Below are 18,316 nucleotides of genomic sequence, written 5' to 3' on the forward strand. Positions count from 1 at the left end.
GATCCAATGGCAGAAACTGAAAAAAAAGCATCCAAAAAGAGCTGGTTCAAGGGCTTGAAAGCAGAGTTCAGAAAAATCATCTGGGTTGACAACAAAACGCTGGGCAAGCAGACCGTTGCAGTCGTAGCGATCTCTGCAGTAACCTGCGGGTTAATCACCCTGGTTGACAGCGCTGTAATCGAGTTCGTCAATTTATTGATCAAATAAGGATAAAGGTGTCAGAATGTCAGAAGTAAACTGGTATGTAGTCCACACCTATTCGGGCTATGAAAACAAAGTAAAAGCCAATATTGAGAAAACAATTGAGAACCGTCATCTTGAGGATCAGATTTTGGAAGTACGTGTTCCTATGGAAGAAGTTGTTGAAGTCAAGAACGGAACCAAGAAACAGGTACTCCGGAAATTGTTTCCGGGCTACGTTCTGATCAACATGATCATGAACGACGATACCTGGTATGTTGTCCGCAATACCAGAGGTGTTACGGGCTTCGTAGGACCGGGATCCAAGCCGGTACCGCTTACGGATGAGGAAATGGTGAACCTTGGAATCACCGGTGGTGAGGAAAAGGTTGAGCTTGACCTTGAAGTCGGCGATGCAGTCGTTGTAACAGGCGGCGCATGGAAGGATACAACCGGACTGATTCAGAGTATCAACGATACAAAACAGATGGTTACCATCAATGTTGAGCTGTTCGGCCGCGAAACGCCGGTAGAAATAAGTTTCGCAGAAGTCAAGAAGATGTAAGAAATGCCCCAGGGGCGTTTCGTGGGAGGGAAATTCCCGCAATTACCACATTTATTTAGGAGGTGCCGTAAAATGGCAAAGAAAGTTACAGGATATATTAAATTACAGATTCCTGCTGGTAAAGCAACACCAGCACCACCGGTTGGACCTGCACTTGGACAGCACGGAGTAAACATCGTACAGTTTACCAAAGAGTTCAACGCAAGAACAGCAGATAAGGGAGACCTGATCATCCCTGTAGTTATCACTGTATATGCAGACAGAAGTTTCAGCTTCATAACCAAAACTCCTCCGGCAGCAGTTCTGCTTAAGAAAGCCTGCAACCTGAAATCTGGTTCCGGCGTTCCGAACAAAACGAAAGTTGCTACTATCTCTAAGGACAAAGTTCGTGAGATCGCAGAGATGAAGATGCCAGACCTGAATGCAGCAACTGTTGAGGCAGCTATGAGCATGATCGCAGGTACCGCAAGAAGTATGGGTATCGTTGTAGAGGACTAATTTAGAAGAAGAGTTTACATCTTCTCGTATTGACGTGGGAGGGAGATTCCCGCAACTACCACCAGGAGGTTATTAGACAATGAAACATGGTAAGAAATATTTAGAGGCTGCAAAAGCAGTTGATCGTAGCATTCAGTACGATCCGGCAGATGCTATTTCCACAGTTAAGAAATTAGCTACTGCTAAATTTGACGAGACAATCGAAGTTCACATCAAAACTGGTTGTGACGGACGTCACGCAGACCAGCAGATCCGTGGAGCAGTTGTTCTGCCGCACGGTACCGGAAAACAGGTTCGTGTACTTGTTTTCGCTAAAGGCGCAAAAGCTGATGAGGCTGTTGCAGCAGGTGCAGAGTTCGTTGGAGCTGAGGAGCTGATCCCGAGAATCCAGAACGATGGCTGGTTTGATTATGATGTTGTTGTTGCTACACCGGATATGATGGGTGTTGTTGGTCGTCTGGGCCGTGTACTTGGACCGAAAGGTTTAATGCCAAACCCGAAGGCTGGTACCGTAACTATGGATGTTACCAAAGCCGTTAAAGAGATCAAAGCAGGTAAGATTGAGTATCGTCTTGACAAAACAAACATTATCCACGTGCCAATCGGAAAAGCTTCTTTTACTGAGGAGCAGTTAAGCGACAACTTCCAGACGCTGATCGGTGCAATCAACAAAGCAAAACCGGCTACTCTGAAGGGACAGTACCTGAAGAGCGTTACTCTGGCTCCTACTATGGGACCTGGAGTTAAGGTTAATACTTTGAAGCTTGCATAATAAATGAAAGAATGAGAACCCCCGGGGCTGTAATGGCTCCGGGGGTTCTTTGCGTTGAAAAACGGACGCAGGGGAAAGGCGAATTCCGATTCCTTAAGAAAGAGCTTTATTTCAATGGGAAATAATTGAAAAAGATCAAAATAGTGTTAGAACATGAAAATTAAGATCAAGTATTCTGCCGGAAATGTTAGTATAATGCTAAGCAGAAAGTAAACGAAAAGAGCAGAGCCCATGCATGCGTTTGGAACGGCGGGTTCTGGAAAGGGAGGTTTTTATGCAGTATTTTGAGAAACAGGGAAATGCGCTGATTTTCCGGCAGGATGGGGAGACGGTCCGGGTGGAGCCGTGGCAGAAGGACAGTCTTCGGGTGAGAGGTACGCTTCTTTCGGAGATAGAAGAGGGAAGCATTGCACTGCTTGATCCGGAACCGGTGGAAGCGGAAATTGAGCTGGTGGATGAACTGAAAGCGACGATCAAAAACGGTAAAATCCAGGCGGTTCTCGAGCTTCAGCCGTGGGGACAGAAGCTTCGGATTACGTTCCTGAATCAGAAGGGTGAGGTGCTGCTCTCCGAGATCGCAAACGGCGGAGCGCTCTGCCTGCGCGCACACGATTACCGTGCATTAAAGGGCGGCGCTTATCAGCTGAAAGTATCCTTCGATTCCAACCCGGATGAGAAGATTTATGGTATGGGGCAGTATCAGCAGGAGAGAATGAACCTGAAGGGATGCAACCTGGAACTGGCGCACCGTAATTCGCAGGCGAGCATTCCGTTTTATGTATCGAGCCTTGGCTACGGCTTCCTGTGGCACAATGCAGCGGTCGGTGAGGTTCATTTCGGAACGAACACAACGGAATGGCTGGCACGCACCACAAAGCAGCTCGACTACTGGGTAACCGCAGGCGATACCCCGGCGGAAATTGAAGAGCACTTTGCAGATGCCATTGGCAAAGTTCCGATGATGCCGGAGTACGGCCTTGGCTTCTGGCAGTGCAAACTGCGCTACTATAATCAGGAGCAGGTACTGAATGTGGCACGCGAGTACAAAAAACGCGGCATTCCGCTGGATGTCTTTGTCATCGACTACTATCACTGGCCAAGATGCGGTGATTATCGTTTTGATGAAGAATATTTCCCGGATCCGAAAGCAATGATCGACGAGCTGCATGAGATGGGCATCGAGACGATGGTTTCCATCTGGCCGCAGATCGACTGGAGAAGCGAGAATTACGAAGAAATGAAACAGCAGGGACTCCTCGTGAAGAGCAATGCAGGTGTTGATGTACAGATGCTGTTCCATGGAAATAATGTCTTCCTGGATGCAACAAATCCGAGAACAAGAAAGTATGTCTGGGAGAAAGTAAAGAAAAATTATGCAGATCTCGGCATCCGCACCTTCTGGCTCGATGAGGCTGAACCGGAGTTTTCAACCTATGAGTACGAGTGCTACCGCTACGCCGCAGGCCGGTGGAAGAGATCGGAAATATTTATCCAAGAGAGTATTCCCGTATGTTCTACGAGGGCCAGAAAGAGAGCGGCCAGGAGGATATCGTCAACCTCGTCCGCTGCGCATGGCTCGGAAGCCAGAAATACGGAGCCCTTGTGTGGTCCGGCGATATTTTCTCAACCTACGAGGACTTCCGCAAACAGATCTGCGCAGGCCTTCATATGGGACTTTGCGGCATTCCGTGGTGGACAACCGATATCGGCGGATTCCACGGCGGTGTGACCGAAGATCCGGACTTCCAGGAGCTGCTTGTGCGTTGGTTCCAGTTTGGTACCTTCTGCCCGGTTATGCGTATTCACGGAAACCGGGGACCGAGAGAAGAGATCATCAACAAGGCTGGCGAAGTGCGTGAGGGAACCGGAGCTGACAACGAGGTATGGAGCTTCGGAGAGAAAAATTATGAAATCCTGACAAAATTCATCGGTGTCCGCGAAAAAATGCGCGATTACACGAGAAGCCTGATGGCAGAAGCACACGAAAAAGGAACACCGGTCATGAGAACGATGTTCTATGAGTTCCCGGAGGATGCAGCATGCTGGGACATCTCCGATGCTTACATGTTCGGCTCCGACATCCTTGTAGCACCGATTGTCCGGCCAAAAGCAACGAGCCGTACCGTTTATCTGCCGGCCGGTGCGTCCTGGACGCTGGCAAATACCGGTGATGTTTATGAGGGCGGAAAAGCCTATGAAATTGAGGCGCCGATCGAAACACTGCCTGTTTTCCTTCGCAACGGAAAACAGGGATATCTGGTGGGAGAGATCTGATTTAACCGAATCAAGTAAGTCACCTGCTTCGAGTACGAAAAGTAATAAGCAGTGGTTGGGGACTTGCCTGTATCAGGAGGAATGCAAGCTTCTTCTGATAAACTGCGGAGCAGTTATTTGGTTATGGGCAGGCAGCCAATGCGGATTGCAGATAGCTGCATGAAAAAAGAAAAGGAAAAGGGAAAAGCATTCCAGAAGATCGATAAGATCCAAAGGAATGCTTTTCCGATGTTATAAATCAATCACGGATCCGAAAAGGGGATTTTAGCCTTGTTCCGCATATGGGCAGGCGGACAGAAAAACTTACGGAAGCGGATGGCCTGCCGCCAGATACAGCTCATACCATTCTTCCCGCGTCAGCGTAATAGCACATGCCGCGATAATCTCTTTCAGGCGGTTTTCGCTTGCCGTACCTGTGACAAGCTGCATATTTGCCGGGTGGCGCAGAATCCACGCTGCCGCAATCGTGGTATCACTGACGCTGTATTTTTCGGCCAGTGCACGGATTTTCCGGTTCAGTTCCGGGTACTCGTCGCTTCCAAGAAAACATCCTTTCCATGATGGCATCTGGAACGGAGACCATGCCTGCAGGGTAATATCGTGCAGACGGCAGTAATCGAGCAGACTGCCATCGTGGTCAACCGAACCCGGTGTTTCCATGTTCACTTCCATGCCATTTGCAACAAGGTTGGAAACCGGAATGCTGAACTGTACCTGATTGGCAACGAGTGCTGGCGGACATATTTCTGCAGCAGTGCAATCTGCATCGGCTTGTGGTTGGAAACACCGAAATGGCGGACCTTTCCGCTCTCAAACAGAACATCAAAGGCGGCAGCTACATCTTCTGGTTCTACGAGCGCATCCGGCCGGTGGAGCAGCAAAAGATCGAGGTAATCCGTCTGCAGACGTTTTAAAATACCATCGACAGATTCCAGGATGTGGTCTTTCGACAGATCATAGCAGCCCTGGCGGATGCCGCATTTGGACTGGAGAAAAATATCCTCCCGTTTCAGGGACGGATCGCCGGAAAATGCCTCACCGAACACAGTCTCGCTCATGCCGCCGCCGTAGATATCCGCGTGATCAAAGAAATATGCGCCCTGCTCCAGAGCGGAGTGGATAAAATGATTCATCTCGTCCTTCGATTTTTCGGAAAGCCGCATGCATCCGACTGCAATGGAAGGAACTTTTCGCAGGTGATTGCCTAAAATTGTTTCTTTCATAGTAGAATTTTCTCCTTTGCAATGCTTCTGTATTCGCAGAGGTTTTCGTAAAGCAGGCGTGGAAGGACTCTGGAAGTACAGAAAGAATAGTAATTACGTTGCTTTTAATATATCATTTAAGTGCACTTGAAAGTCAATGGTTTTTGAGGGAAAGAGAATAAAAAAATCGCCGGAATCGATCAGAATTCGACCAGAACACAGAAAATCCGTATTTTGTTAACAAAATCGGAACAAAATCGACAACAAAGTTTACTTGCATTTTCAGAAAAATGATGTAAGATAGGGGTATTCGAAAAAAAGATCCGACAGGATCTGTGAAGTGGTATTGAATCAGATAATGGAGGTTTTGCGATGGATGCAAAAATAATAGCCGGAATCCTGGCCGCGGGAGGCGCAGCCTTAGCTGTCGGCGGCATATATAGCATGAATAAGAAAACAGGTTATTTTAAAAAGGGAAATTCCGTCCGATACGATGTTTCCCGTATTCCGTTTAAAAAAACAAGTCCGTTAAAAGGAAAAACAGTTGTATTTTTGGGATCCTCCGTGACGAAGGGCTTTGCTGCCCACAACAATTCGTTTGCGGAGTACATAGCGAAGAAAGACAGCTGTACCTGCATCAAAGAAGCGGTCAACGGAACCACGCTGATTGATAATGGTGAGGATTCCTACATCGAGCGTATGCGCGACAGGCTTGATCCAAAGCAACAGGTGGATCTTTTTATCTGCCAGCTGTCCACTAACGATGCAACACGCAACAGCCCGCTCGGTGAAATTTCGGAATCCCGCGATCTGGAGAGCTTCGATGTCGAAACTGTCTGCGGCGCGATTGAGTATATCATTGCATATGCAAAAGAAACGTGGCATTGCCCGGTGATGTTCTATACGAATCCACAGTATGATTCCAAGCCGTACGCGAAGATGGTAGAGGCGCTTCTGAAAATTCAGGAAAAATGGCAGATCGGTGTGATCGATTTCTGGAATGACGAACAAATCAACCGTGTTTCCCCGGAAAAACGAAAACTGTATCTTCAGGATCCGATTCATCCGATGAAGGCCGGCTATGCCGAGTGGCTGGTGCCTGTGATGGAACAGCGGATTGGTGAATATCTGGAACAGCAGGTATAAGCAAAGAGGAAAATAAAAATACTTTCGTGGTTTCTTTTGAAAAGATTCCGCGAAAGTATTTTTTGATTTACAGGAAACTTCGTTGAATTTTCCTGTAAAAAATTAAAAAAGCCCTCCGGGCAGGATCGCACTGCGGCGGAGTGGAATTATGTCGCCAAAGTGACCCGCCGCAGGCGGAGAATCCTGCCGTAGCAGGATTCTTTCTTTTCTACGAGAACAGTGAGGCGGGATCCGCGCCTGCATTTTCCGCGTTTTTTCGTTTCTTACGGATCCGGAACTGTTTGAAAATGCCACAGATGGCAGCGTAAAGCTCCGGTTTTAGTTCTTCAAGCGGAACCGGCTGCTGGTACAGGATAGCGTTGTAGCTTGTACCGCTTACAAGCTCCAGAATCATATAGAACATCAGCTCCGGTGAACGATACGTATATGCTGCATGAGAGAGCAGAGATTCATAGATAGTGTAGATGGCCGGCGTGTCGGCAAACGGAGCAAAGGTAAGAGAATTTTTGAAGAATCCCCAGCTCAGATGCTTGGAAATAAGCGTCACGAGGCTGTGGTTGGCGGCAAACTGGTCGAGGATATTGTCGGTGATAAAAAGCACCTGCTCTTCAAAATCATGGATATCCGGGTGGCGCAGCAGATCTGAGTAGGCGGCCTGAAATACCTGACTCGCCTTATGTGCAATCAGATGATTCCGAATATCGTACTTATCTTTGAAATAAAGATAGAAGGTACCTTTTGCAACGCCGGCGTTATTCACGATATCCGAAATGGATGTTTTACTAAAGCCGTTGTTGATAAAAAGTGAGAAAGCAGAGTCCAGAAGGGACTCACGTTTCATTTGTTTGTTGTTGTCAATTTTTCCCACAGAGAGTCTCCTTTCCTGAAAAATATCACATCATGTGTCATTTACTTAACTACAATTATAGTTAGAATACATGGAAACTGTCAAAGGGAAAATGACTAATTTTCTCATTTTTGTGACTATGCACGAAGAAAAAAATGACCGATCGTCAATTTTGTGCAGTATTTAATGTTGACTAAGAGTCATTTTTGCGTTATAACATTAGATGATTGAAAGGCATAGGAAAAACATCCTCGATCTGAGGGAAACAGTATCCCGCAGTATCTTACTCCGAGCGGGTTTTACTTCTCTTATGATCCTGGATTTCATCATAAAAAACCATTATAAAAACCACAGAAAGGAAGTTTATCACAATGAATAGAAACAGAAAACTGAGAAAACAGATGATGTCTGGTCTTGCTGTTGGTATGGCTGCTGTTATGGGAGCTGCTCCGGTTTATGCAGCGACAGGAGAGGACGCAGCGGTTTCCAAAGAAGAAACCGTATATGTAAATGCAAATGCAGACGGATCGGAAGATCAGATCACCGTATCCAACTGGCTGAAGAACGCAGGAACGGAAAAGAACCTGAAAGATGAGAGTGAACTGAAGGACATCAAAAACGTAAAGGGCGACGAGAAGTTCACCCAGAGCGGAAACAAGCTGACCTGGCAGACAGACGGCGAGGATATCTATTATCAGGGAACAACCACAAAAGAGCCTCCGGTTTCCGTGAAGTTCACCTATTATCTGGACGGCAAGGAAATCAAACCGGATGACCTGGCCGGAAAGAGCGGAAAACTGAAAATCAAAGTTGACTATACAAACAACACAAAGACAACGGTTGACATCAATGGCAAGAAAGAGACGATGTACACCCCATTCGTCCTGATGACCGGAATGATTCTTCCGCAGGATACTTTCTCCAATGTCAAGATCGACAATGGTAAAGTCATTTCCGATGGAAGCAGAAACATCGTAATCGGATTTGGTATGCCTGGCCTGCAGGAAAGCCTGGGATTAAATTCCGATTCCCTTGAAGATCTGGTATCCGGTGACAGCGATTTCGAACTGCCGGAAAGCCTGGAGATCACTGCAGATGTGGAGAACTTCTCTCTGGATTCTACCTTCACCGTTGCACTTGACGATGTTCTCGACACCATCAATACCGACAACATCACCGGATACGATGACCTGAAGGATGCACTGAGTGATCTTGAGGATGCTGCAATGGAACTGGTTGACGGTTCCAAGGCACTCTCCGATGGTGTGGATACTTTAAAAGACAGCTACAAAGAGCTGGATGACGGTATCGGAACGTTAAAAGACGGCGCTGACGAGCTGAACAGCGGAGCCGGCACACTGGCAAGCGGAGCCGGCACACTGGCAAGCGGAGCATCGACTCTGGCAAACGGAACTTCTACTCTGAACAGCGGAGCTTCTACCTTAAACAGCGGAGCAGCTACCCTGTCCAACGGAGCATCCACCTTAAGCAGCGGAGCTTCTTCCCTGGCAAGCGGCGTAAACTCCTACACCGAGGGCGCTGATACCCTGAATAAAGCAATCCAGACGTATCTTGGAAAGAACGGTGTGCTGACTGGAAGCGTAACCGAGTATGTAAACGGTGTGAATAAAGTCGTTGCAGGCGTAAAACAGTACACCGACGGAACAACACAGCTGTCCGACGGCGTTGCTTCTTATGTAGCAGGCGAGAAACAGCTTGCAGCAGGCGCTGAGCAGCTTCAGCCTCTGGCAGACGGCCTGACCGAGGTAAACAGTGCAATCGCAACACTGAACGCAGCACTCGACGGAAAAGATGAGAATGATATTTTTGCAGGAGCAAAACAACTCTCCGAAGGACTGACCAGTTTGAACGAGCAGCTGCAGAGCACCGATGTACAGAGCCTTCTGACGATGGTAGACGGTATGACCAGCACCGGTTCTACCCTGATCTCCGAGACCGAGGCACTCTCCGAGGTTCTGAACACCACAATCGCAGGATCTGTCAACAGCATGATGACAAACGGCAGCGAGCTGATGAGCCAGATGGATACGCTGTCCAAAGGACTTGAGAGCTACTTAAGCGGTCTGGAGGCACAGATCACGAATCAGGCAACGCAGATGGGAACCCAGATGGCAGCACAGGTTCAGGCATGGGCAGACGGAGCAGCAGCACAGCTGAACCAGGAAGCAACAGCAGCAGCACAGAGCGCAGCTGATACAGCAGCAAGCCAGGCATCCGCCGATGCAGCAAAACAGGCAAATGATCAGCTCTCTGCAGCAGCAGCTACACTGGATGCACAGATTTCCGCAGCTAAGAGCGCTGGAAATACAGAGCTTGCCGATTCCTTAAGTAAAGCAAGAAACCAGATCGGAAGTGTCAGCGTTTCCGCTTCCGCCGGAACCGTTTCGGTTACTCCGGTTACAGCTCCGCAGATTACCCTTCCGGAACTGAACTTCGAAATCGAGCGCCCGGATCTCTCCGGTCTTGCAGCAATGCAGCAGAAGATGAGCGACATCAAGAGCCAGTACAGTGATCTGCAGAAGACGGTTGCAGCTCTGATGCCGCAGCTTGAGACCATGAAGAAACAGATGCAGACCATCACCGATAATAAAGCAGTTGTTGAGCAGAATCTTGGTGCAATGCAGAAACTGACCGCAGGTGTGGCACAGCTTGATGCAGGCGGAAGCGCTCTGTACAAGGGCATCGGTACTCTGTCCGCAGGTGTGAGCCAGCTGTACAGCAGCACAAATGAGAGTTTTGCAAAAGCAACAGCAGGCATCAATGCACTGAACGCAGGATTCACTCAGCTGAGTGCTTACAATGATACGCTGCTTTCCGGCGCAAGCCAGCTGAAAGCAAATGCACCGGCTCTGGTTGAGGGTGTTACGACTCTGCAGGGCGGCACGACACAGCTGACCGCAGGTCTTGGACAGCTGGGAAGCCAGTTAAGCGATGGATCTGCAAAACTTTCTGCAAACAGCGGAAGCTTAAGAAGCGGTGCTTCTCAGGTAGCAGGCGGAGCATCCCAGCTGGCAAGCGGAGCCTCCACACTGGCAAATGGAACTTCTTCCCTGGCAGGCGGAGCTTCTGAACTGAACAGCGGAGCTTCTACGCTGGCAAGCGGAGCATCTACGCTGGCGAGCGGAGCTTCTACACTGGCAAATGGAACTTCTTCTCTGGCAAGCGGAGCTTCTGATCTGAAATCGGGAAGCAGCAAGGTTGTTGATGGTATTGACGAGCTGTCCGATGGGGCGAAAGAACTGGCTGACGGTACGAAGAAGTTTGAAGAAGAGGGTACCAGCAAGCTGAAGAGTACCTTTGAGGATGATCTGGGAGATGTACTGGATCGGATTCAGGCGCTGAATTCGGATAAATGCGCTTATACTTCTTACAGTGGTAAGGCAAATGGAATGGATGGAAGCGTGAAATTTATTATCGAGACTGCAGCAATTGAAGCTGCGGAAGAGTAATGTGATTCCACGGTAGATTGTGAGGCCGCCTGCGGTCGGGATGTTTTCCCCGACCGCAGGCGGCATTTACGTTAGGTGGGTGCAAAAAGACAAAAAATAAGAACAGCCCGCGGATATGCGGGCTGCTCTTTCATAATGAGGGGGGAGATAGTTTTGAGTGGTTCATCAACTATCTAAGTTATAGTATAGTGAAGAAATGTGAGCAAAGTATGTCTATTTTCTAAAAGAAACAGTAAATTTCTAAAGAATAAGTGAATCCATCCATTGAGTAAATCACTTCCGTCCGCCAAAACGTAGATGGGTCCCCAGGGCGCAGCGGAGCGTCCGCCCCCCGCGGTGCCTGGGGGTCGTATCCTCCCGTCCTATTCAAAAGAAAGTTTCCGGTTCCCATAACTCTTCCGGTACTGTCCCGGCGTCATCCCGGTGAGCTTTCGGAAAGCCGTGGAAAAATTATGCGCATCCTGAAATCCAACGTTATAGGCAATCTGAGAGACAGTGTGATTCGTGTCCGTCAGCTCAGCCATTGCGCTGTCCGTTTTGGATTTCAGGATGAACTGCTTCAGTGTCATTCCGGTGCCCTCGTGGAAGAGGGAGGAGAGGTATTTGTCGTTGTAGCCGAAATAACGGGCGAGTTCGGTGACTTTGAGGGACTCGCTGCTGTGGTACTGGATGTAGCTGATAATGTCCTGCAGGATCTGCGTCCGCTGCGTTTCGGAAGTGTAGGTGCGGTAGAAGGGGCTCTGACAGTTGATTTCGCCGAGAACAGCGGCAGTCAGGCTGTTGTTGAGGAACGTGTTGTGGAAACGCAGGGAAGTGTCCTGGAGCTGCTTCATGAGGATGATGACGCGGTTCGGGGAGGAAAGCGTTCTCTGGAGCGGGATGCATAACGTTTCGGGGTAGTTGGATGGAAGCTGGGCGGGAGCGAGGTCCTCAAGGCGGTAGGAGGATGGCGGTGCAGCATGAAACTCATCCAGAACCGATCCGGCGGTCGGGTCAGAAGGAGCGACGATCGGTGCGGAGGGGATACCCGGGATAAAATGGAGCCAGTAGAAAGAGCAGCTTCCCTTTTTCGAGCCATGCTGATGGACGGTCGGCGGCAAAAGAAGATATTCGCCGGGGTGAACCTCGTAAGAGCGGCGTTCGTCCGCGATAAAAAGCGTTCCTTCCGTCACAACCATCAGTTCAAAATTGACGAGATTCCGTGTCAGGTGCATCCACTCCGGGGACGGGGACTGGAATTTGCCGCAGAGGTCGTAGGTAAAACAGGCGGCATCTGGAAATAAAACAGAGATCATATGACTATTTCAAACCTTTTCAAACATTCTTGTATTTTAAACGGAGATCCGTTTTGCTAAAATAAAACTATAGAAAAACAGGAAAACAGCCGTCAAAAGAAGTGTAACGCTTCCCATCCCTGAAAGCAAGGAAAATATCTTTTTCAAACCAGGAGGCGGCGGAAGACAACGAAAAAGGAGACCGAAAAAATGGATCAGAAAAACTTCAGCAAACCATTATCCCTGGCAAAAGTCCAGGTTACTGATGCATTCTGGAAAAAAGAGATGGAGCTTGTCCGCACCGAAGTAATTCCGTATCAGTGGAATGCCTTAAATGACAATGTTCCGGGAGCAGCACCGAGCTTCTGTATGCGGAACTACCGCCGCGCCGGTGAAGTTGAAAAAGAGCGGAAAGCAAAAGGAGACAAATTTGTTCAGATCAAATACCCGCTGGATACTTTTGAGACACTGCCGAAGGATGGCAAAATGGACGGAAGATTTTATGGCTTCCTGTTCCAGGATACCGATTTTACCAAATGGGTGGAGGCAGTTGCGTACTCCCTGACACAGCATCCCGATCCGGAGCTGGAAAAAACGGCAGATGAAGCAATTGAAGCTGTCTGCGCAGCACAGAGAGAAGACGGATACCTCGATACCTACTATCTGATCAACGATCAGGATATGATTTTTACAAACCTTAAGGACAACCATGAGCTGTACTGCTTCGGTCATCTGACGGAAGGCGCCGTAGCCTATTATCAGGCGACCGGAAAAGACCGTCTCTTAAAAGCAGCAGAGCGTTTCGCGGACTTTATTGCCAGCAAACTCGGTCACGGCGAGGGTAAAAAAGCAGGTTATCCTGGTCACGAAATTGCAGAGATGGCTCTGATGCGTCTCTATGATCTGACCGGCGAGCAGAAGTATCTCGATCTTGCAAAATACTTCATCGATGAACGCGGAACAAAACCATACTATTACGATATCGAGCGCGGTCTGACCTGCCCGGAGGGCGAGGAACGATATAGCTACAATCAGGCAAACCGCCCGGTGCGTCAGCAGGATGAGGTGCAGGGGCACTCCGTACGCGCCGTATATCTCTATTCCGGCATGGCGGATGTGGCAAGGGCAACGCAGGATGAGAGCCTGCTGAAAGCCTGTGAAACTCTCTGGAACAACATGGTGCATCAGAAAATGTACGTCACCGGCGGAATCGGTGCCACTCATATAGGAGAGGCATTCTCTTTCAACTATGACCTGCCAAACGATACCGCTTACGCAGAGACCTGTGCATCCATCGGTCTTGTGTTCTTTGCTCGCCGCATGCTGGAGATTCAGGCAAAAGCAGAGTACGCGGATGTGATGGAATTAGCCCTCTACAATGGCGTTCTCTCCGGAATGGCGCTCGACGGAAAGAGCTTCTTCTATGTCAATCCGCTGGAGGTACTGCCGGAGGCATGCCACAAGGATGAGCGGAAATTCCATGTAAAACCGATCCGCCAGAAATGGTTCGGCTGTGCCTGCTGCCCTCCGAACCTGGCAAGAACGGTAAGCTCAGTTGCATCTTACGCATACACGGAAAACGACACAACCCTGTTTGTCCACTTGTACATGGGTGGAACAGTGGAAGGAGAAAAAGTAAAAGCATCCATCACTTCCGAATTCCCGTGGGACGGCCATGTTTCCGTGACCTGCGAGAGCGATACCAAAGAGCCGTACACCTTTGCATTCCGCATCCCGGGATGGTGTGCTTCTTATGAAAAAGAGATTCCAAAAGGCGCAGAATTGGAAGAAAAAGACGGGTATCTGTATGTGACAAAAGTATGGGCGAAGGGTGAGACGATCCGCCTGAACTTCCCGATGGAAATCCAGTTTTTGGCATCCAATCCGCTTGTACGCGAGGACGCCGGCCGTGTTGCCGTAAAACGAGGACCGGTTGTTTACTGTATGGAAGAAGCAGACAACGGAAAGAATCTGCATTTGACAAAACTCTGTGTGAATGGTGAAAAAACCGCAGAAGCAGCCGATGAGCTGGGCGAGCACTTTGTGAGCGTAACGGCCGAGGGACGTCGCATGAAGCTGGGCGATGCGGAAAAACAGCCGTTGTATCATCTGTATCAGAAAGAGGAAGAGGAAAAGACGAAACTGAAGCTGATTCCATATTATATGTGGAACAACCGAGGTGAGGGCGAAATGCAGGTATGGATCCGCGCATGTGAATGATTTTATTAAAGAAGAAATAAAAAACTCCGGAAAAGGGATGGCTCCTGATGCAGCCTCCCCTTTTTTTCCGGAGTTCTTGTTATGCCAAAATATGAGAATCCTGCAAAAAAGAAAGTGAATTTTTTGTAGGATTATTTGTGCTATTGGTACAGATTATTTTCTGCTTCTCATAGAAAGACTGCCGAAAGCAGAAGAAACGGCGGGCAGAATCACGAGGACGACCGCAAGAACAATCATTCGATCCACAAAGTCTGTCATGGCCTGTACAACGCAGACAGAGAGAGTCAGATTCATACCGAGGCTGTGAAGCAGCTGCACCAGCACAGTGGAGCCGGAGGAAGTAATTCCACCGAAAACAACCGCGGTGATTGTGGAACTTACCACAGTACCCGGAAGTGAGATCACAAGCGCTGCCGGAAACAGCTTCCAGCCCATGGAGCGGAGGGAAAGACTCTCGCTGCGGGATCCTGCCGTATGGGACGGGCGGAGTCTGCGGAATACAAGGCCGGCAACGAGACCGATGACAAGCTGCACCGGAATATAGTAAAACGCATAGACATCACTCGTCATGCCGGAAATGAGTCCGGAGATCAGTCCCGGAACGAGGCCTGCAGCAGGTCCGAACAGAGCGGCTGCCAGAACTGTTCCGATGGAGTCCAGATAAACCGGAAGACGCAGCAGCAGAGCAATGGTACCGCCGAGAATATTGATGACACCGCAGAGCGCGAGTGTCGTGAGTTTTAACGTACGGTTAGTATTCATCATGCCTCGCCTCCCTTCTGAAACATCGTCTCATGTGGGAAGACCGGCGGTGCGGTGAGAATCTGGTCGAGAACCGGTGCGGATTCCTCCTGCGGCACGCCGAGAACGCGCTCAAAGAACATCAGGAAGAAACGGCGCACATCGACCTGCGTCAGAATGTGGCTGTTCGGTGCTTTCTGATAAAATTCATGGCATCCACAACCGTCTGTCCGATGCAGAGACCTCCGGTTTCTACCTGCGTATACGCATCAAAACCGCTACAGAGCGACGGATCCACAAGATAAGCGGCCGCGAGCGGATCGTTGATCACGCATCCGATGACCTTTTCCTGCTTCCAGTGGAAATCAAAGTAGAAGCGCGTCAGCTCCTCAATGCGGGTTCCGACTCCTGGATTTACGCATTTCATATATTCCACAAGATTCGGCGTCAGGACAATTTTTCGTGTGACATCCAGCCCGATCATATGAAGCTTTTTGCCTGCAAGCTGCGGCAGCTCGGAAAACGCGCGGAATACTTCGGCTGCGGCATCCGGGTCGCACCAGTAATTGTACTCGGCAACCGGGGAGCAGTTTCCATGGCTCTTATAGCTTCCGCCCATGGAGACAAGAGACGTCAGGTTTGTCAGGCACTCCGGTGCGCGGGAGATAACTTTTGCAAGGTTCGTCATCGGTCCGAGGGCAAGAATGGTAACATCAGGGGTTGCTTTTAAGGTTTCGATCAGGAAAGAAACAGCGTCCTTGTTTGGCGTAAGGCCTTCGGCATCCGGCCAGCCCGATTCACCGAGACCGTCCATGCCGTGGGTGTCCATCGCGTCCACGTAGTCGCGGACCAGAGGCGTCTCCTCGCCGACATAAACCGGGACATCTGGTTTTCCAATCATAGAAAGAATTTTGAGGGCATTTTTAGCGCCCATAGAAGCGGGTACATTTCCGCTGACTGTGGTGATGCCGACAAGATCCAGCTCTTTCGAAGCCGCGGCAAGCATCAGGGCGAGAGAATCGTCGATGCCCGGATCACAGTCGATAATCAGTTTTCTTGCATTCATTTTCCAATCTCCTTTGATGAAAATTTTGAGATACTTGGTTTTTTATACTGGGAAGTTCACGAACCAGTCCGGACACCCGCAAAAAGACGGGAAAATCCGATTGCATAAATGCACGGGAAAGAGTATAGCACAGATAAAAAAAAAAATCCAGTAAAACAAACCTTGCCTGTTTTGAAAAAATCGGTTATGGTATAGAAAAGCATACAGCAAATGAGAACATGGGAGAAAAGAAAATGGCAGATGGATTTTTAGCACCAACTGGGAAATTCTATCCCAAAACAGAAAATTTTCATGCGCAGACCGCGCGGGTGATTTTAGGTCCGGACGGCCAGACGGACGAGCCGATCCAGGAGCTTTTGCGCCGCGGCTATATTTTATTTGTAGGATTCCACAAACCAGGCGAACCGGAAAATCTCCATGCCGATATGGATTACGTCCTCGGCGGACCGGGGTATCCGGCGACCGAAGGGCAGAAGGCCTGGATTGCAGAACATACGGAAGAGCTGTCGAGAAAGCAGCAGTTTGACATCAACAACGACGAGACAACCTTTGAGAACTTTTACATCAGCAATGTCCGCATGTTTCCCTGGTGCAAAGGGTGTGCCGAAGAGAAAGCGCGTGACCTCTGGGGCAATGCACAGAGCGAGGAGAAGCCGAAGCGGTGTGATGCGTGTCCGGCCTTCAGGAACCGTCCGCTTTAACGAAAAACAAAAAATGTCAGAAAATAATCTGGTGAGATTATAATAGGAAGAAAAAATACTTTTGCACAGTAATGCATCAATGGGGGAAATCCGCAGAAGCCGCGTAAATACGCGATTTTTTGCGAATTTCCCCCTTGACTTTTGAAAGGACAGACGCTATAATAAACGAGCGTGCGTAAAAGACTGTTTTTTGTGCGCGCAAAAGCTGCAAAGCAATTATGTTGAACTAAAGCAGCCGTATGAAACCCCGTGGGACACACGGAGAAATCTATCAGGAGGTGAAATGGAATGCCAACATTCAACCAGTTAGTAAGAAAAGGCCGTGAGACTTCCGTAAAGAAATCTACCGCGCCGGCACTGCAGAAAAGCTACAATTCTCTGAGAAAGAAATCCACAGATATGTCTTCTCCTCAGAAGAGAGGTGTGTGCACAGCTGTTAAAACTGCTACACCGAAAAAACCTAACTCAGCTCTTCGTAAAATCGCCAGAGTTCGTCTTTCCAACGGAATCGAAGTAACAAGTTACATCCCAGGAGAAGGTCACAACCTTCAGGAGCACAGCGTTGTTCTGATCCGTGGAGGAAGAGTTAAGGACCTGCCAGGTACCAGATACCACATCATCCGTGGTACACTTGATACTGCAGGTGTTGCTAACAGAAAACAGGCCCGTTCTAAATACGGTGCTAAGAGACCGAAAAAGAAATAATTAAGTAAAACGAGTTCGAGATATATCTAGTATCACAAAAAAGCGAAATGTTGTGCGTTATTCCATAAATCCCCACGGCTGCGGATTTATAGAGAATTTACACGCGCGGACATACTGCAAATAAGTGTGAGTACCGATGATTTAATCGAATGATGGTTAAGGAGGGAAGTAACGTGCCACGTAAAGGACATACTCAGAAAAGAGATGTTTTAGCAGATCCGTTATACAATAACAAAGTGGTAACCAAGCTGATCAACAACATCATGCTGGATGGTAAGAGAGGCGTTGCCCAGAAAATCGTATACGGCGCATTTGCTAAAGTAGAAGAAAAAGCTGGAAAACCAGCAATCGAAGTATTTGAAGAAGCAATGAACAATATCATGCCGGTTCTTGAAGTAAAAGCAAGACGTATCGGTGGTGCTACTTATCAGGTACCGATCGAGGTAAGACCGGACAGACGTCAGGCTCTTGGCCTTCGTTGGCTGACCGCTTATTCTCGTAAGAGAGGCGAGCGTACCATGGAAGACAGACTGGCAAACGAGATTCTGGATGCATCTAACAACACAGGTGCTTCTGTGAAGAAGAAAGAAGAAGTTCATAAGATGGCAGAGGCTAACAAGGCATTTGCTCACTACAGATTCTAAGAGGAGGAAAA

At 48.8% G+C, this 18,316-nt stretch carries 16 protein-coding genes, 2 pseudogenes and 1 riboswitch; of the genes and pseudogenes, 12 read left to right on the top strand and 6 right to left on the bottom strand.

Annotated elements, in window-relative coordinates:
• Nucleotides 1-6: 6 nt before the first annotated feature.
• From secE to DW965_RS21545, 6 genes and pseudogenes are all read left to right on the top strand, one after another.
• Nucleotides 7-207: a preprotein translocase subunit SecE gene (gene secE, locus DW965_RS13360; RefSeq protein ID WP_022463243.1), complete on the top strand. Its 201-nt coding sequence runs from the start codon at nt 7-9 to the stop codon at nt 205-207.
• 16 nt (nt 208-223) lie between these two features.
• Complete coding sequence (nusG, locus tag DW965_RS13365) at nt 224-745, top strand: transcription termination/antitermination protein NusG (RefSeq protein ID WP_022463244.1); 522 nt, start codon at nt 224-226, stop codon at nt 743-745.
• A 72-nt stretch (nt 746-817) separates the two neighbouring features.
• Entirely contained in the window at nt 818-1,243 is a 426-nt protein-coding gene (gene rplK, locus DW965_RS13370; protein WP_022463245.1) for a 50S ribosomal protein L11, read from the top strand.
• 79 nt (nt 1,244-1,322) lie between these two features.
• A complete protein-coding gene (rplA, locus tag DW965_RS13375; RefSeq protein ID WP_022463246.1) occupies nt 1,323-2,015 on the top strand; it encodes a 50S ribosomal protein L1 in 693 nt (230 codons plus the stop codon).
• 274 nt (nt 2,016-2,289) lie between these two features.
• Nucleotides 2,290-3,402 (top strand): annotated as a pseudogene (locus DW965_RS21540) (TIM-barrel domain-containing protein); the annotation flags it as partial.
• Between the two features lie 122 nt (nt 3,403-3,524).
• Nucleotides 3,525-4,289, top strand: a complete 765-nt coding sequence (locus DW965_RS21545; protein ID WP_330421185.1) for a glycoside hydrolase family 31 protein — start codon at nt 3,525-3,527, stop codon at nt 4,287-4,289.
• A gap of 303 nt (nt 4,290-4,592) precedes the next feature.
• Here DW965_RS21545 and DW965_RS22210 read toward each other — a convergent pair.
• A pseudogene (locus DW965_RS22210) lies at nt 4,593-5,512 on the bottom strand (aldo/keto reductase).
• Nucleotides 5,513-5,863: 351 nt separating this feature from the next.
• Here DW965_RS22210 and DW965_RS13390 point away from each other — a divergent pair.
• Nucleotides 5,864-6,637, top strand: a complete 774-nt coding sequence (locus DW965_RS13390; protein WP_117509910.1) for an SGNH/GDSL hydrolase family protein — start codon at nt 5,864-5,866, stop codon at nt 6,635-6,637.
• Between the two features lie 208 nt (nt 6,638-6,845).
• Here the strand turns inward: DW965_RS13390 and DW965_RS13395 are convergent, their stop codons facing one another.
• Nucleotides 6,846-7,505: a TetR/AcrR family transcriptional regulator gene (locus tag DW965_RS13395; RefSeq protein ID WP_117509909.1), complete on the bottom strand. Its 660-nt coding sequence runs from the start codon at nt 7,503-7,505 to the stop codon at nt 6,846-6,848.
• A gap of 350 nt (nt 7,506-7,855) precedes the next feature.
• Between DW965_RS13395 and DW965_RS13400 the strand changes: the two genes are divergently transcribed.
• On the top strand, nt 7,856-10,954 hold the full coding sequence (locus DW965_RS13400; RefSeq protein ID WP_119198472.1) for a hypothetical protein: 3,099 nt from the start codon (nt 7,856-7,858) through the stop codon (nt 10,952-10,954).
• 362 nt (nt 10,955-11,316) lie between these two features.
• Here the strand turns inward: DW965_RS13400 and DW965_RS13405 are convergent, their stop codons facing one another.
• Nucleotides 11,317-12,249 carry an AraC family transcriptional regulator gene (locus DW965_RS13405; protein WP_117761717.1) on the bottom strand — a complete coding sequence of 311 codons (933 nt, stop codon included), beginning with the start codon at nt 12,247-12,249 and terminating at the stop codon, nt 11,317-11,319.
• Nucleotides 12,250-12,438: 189 nt separating this feature from the next.
• Here DW965_RS13405 and DW965_RS13410 point away from each other — a divergent pair, with 189 nt between their 5' ends.
• Nucleotides 12,439-14,448, top strand: a complete 2,010-nt coding sequence (locus DW965_RS13410; protein ID WP_119198473.1) for a glycoside hydrolase family 127 protein — start codon at nt 12,439-12,441, stop codon at nt 14,446-14,448.
• A 153-nt stretch (nt 14,449-14,601) separates the two neighbouring features.
• Here the strand turns inward: DW965_RS13410 and DW965_RS13415 are convergent, their stop codons facing one another.
• The 3 genes from DW965_RS13415 to DW965_RS13420 are packed head-to-tail and all read right to left on the bottom strand — an operon-like array spanning nt 14,602 to nt 16,255.
• On the bottom strand, nt 14,602-15,213 hold the full coding sequence (locus DW965_RS13415) for an ECF transporter S component (RefSeq protein WP_022463255.1): 612 nt from the start codon (nt 15,211-15,213) through the stop codon (nt 14,602-14,604).
• A complete protein-coding gene (locus tag DW965_RS21560; protein WP_330421188.1) occupies nt 15,210-15,350 on the bottom strand; it encodes a hypothetical protein in 141 nt (46 codons plus the stop codon). The genes DW965_RS13415 and DW965_RS21560 overlap by 4 nt, the downstream gene beginning before the upstream one ends.
• Before the next feature lie 11 nt (nt 15,351-15,361).
• Nucleotides 15,362-16,255: a nucleoside hydrolase gene (locus tag DW965_RS13420; protein ID WP_330421189.1), complete on the bottom strand. Its 894-nt coding sequence runs from the start codon at nt 16,253-16,255 to the stop codon at nt 15,362-15,364.
• A gap of 28 nt (nt 16,256-16,283) precedes the next feature.
• A riboswitch (PreQ1 riboswitch) is annotated at nt 16,284-16,328 on the bottom strand.
• Between the two features lie 160 nt (nt 16,329-16,488).
• Between DW965_RS13420 and DW965_RS13425 the strand changes: the two genes are divergently transcribed.
• The 3 genes from DW965_RS13425 (at nt 16,489) to rpsG (ending at nt 18,305) form a co-directional block, all read left to right on the top strand.
• The gene (locus tag DW965_RS13425; protein WP_147398797.1) at nt 16,489-16,956 is read left to right on the top strand and encodes a hypothetical protein; all 468 of its coding nucleotides are present in this window, start codon (nt 16,489-16,491) and stop codon (nt 16,954-16,956) included.
• Between the two features lie 288 nt (nt 16,957-17,244).
• Nucleotides 17,245-17,661 carry a 30S ribosomal protein S12 gene (gene rpsL, locus DW965_RS13430; protein WP_022463258.1) on the top strand — a complete coding sequence of 139 codons (417 nt, stop codon included), beginning with the start codon at nt 17,245-17,247 and terminating at the stop codon, nt 17,659-17,661.
• 173 nt (nt 17,662-17,834) lie between these two features.
• Entirely contained in the window at nt 17,835-18,305 is a 471-nt protein-coding gene (rpsG, locus tag DW965_RS13435) for a 30S ribosomal protein S7 (protein WP_022463259.1), read from the top strand.
• The last annotated feature ends 11 nt before the right edge of the window (nt 18,306-18,316 follow it).

The organism is Blautia sp. AM47-4 (genome assembly GCF_003479865.1).
Taxonomy (GTDB): domain Bacteria; phylum Bacillota; class Clostridia; order Lachnospirales; family Lachnospiraceae; genus Fusicatenibacter; species Fusicatenibacter saccharivorans.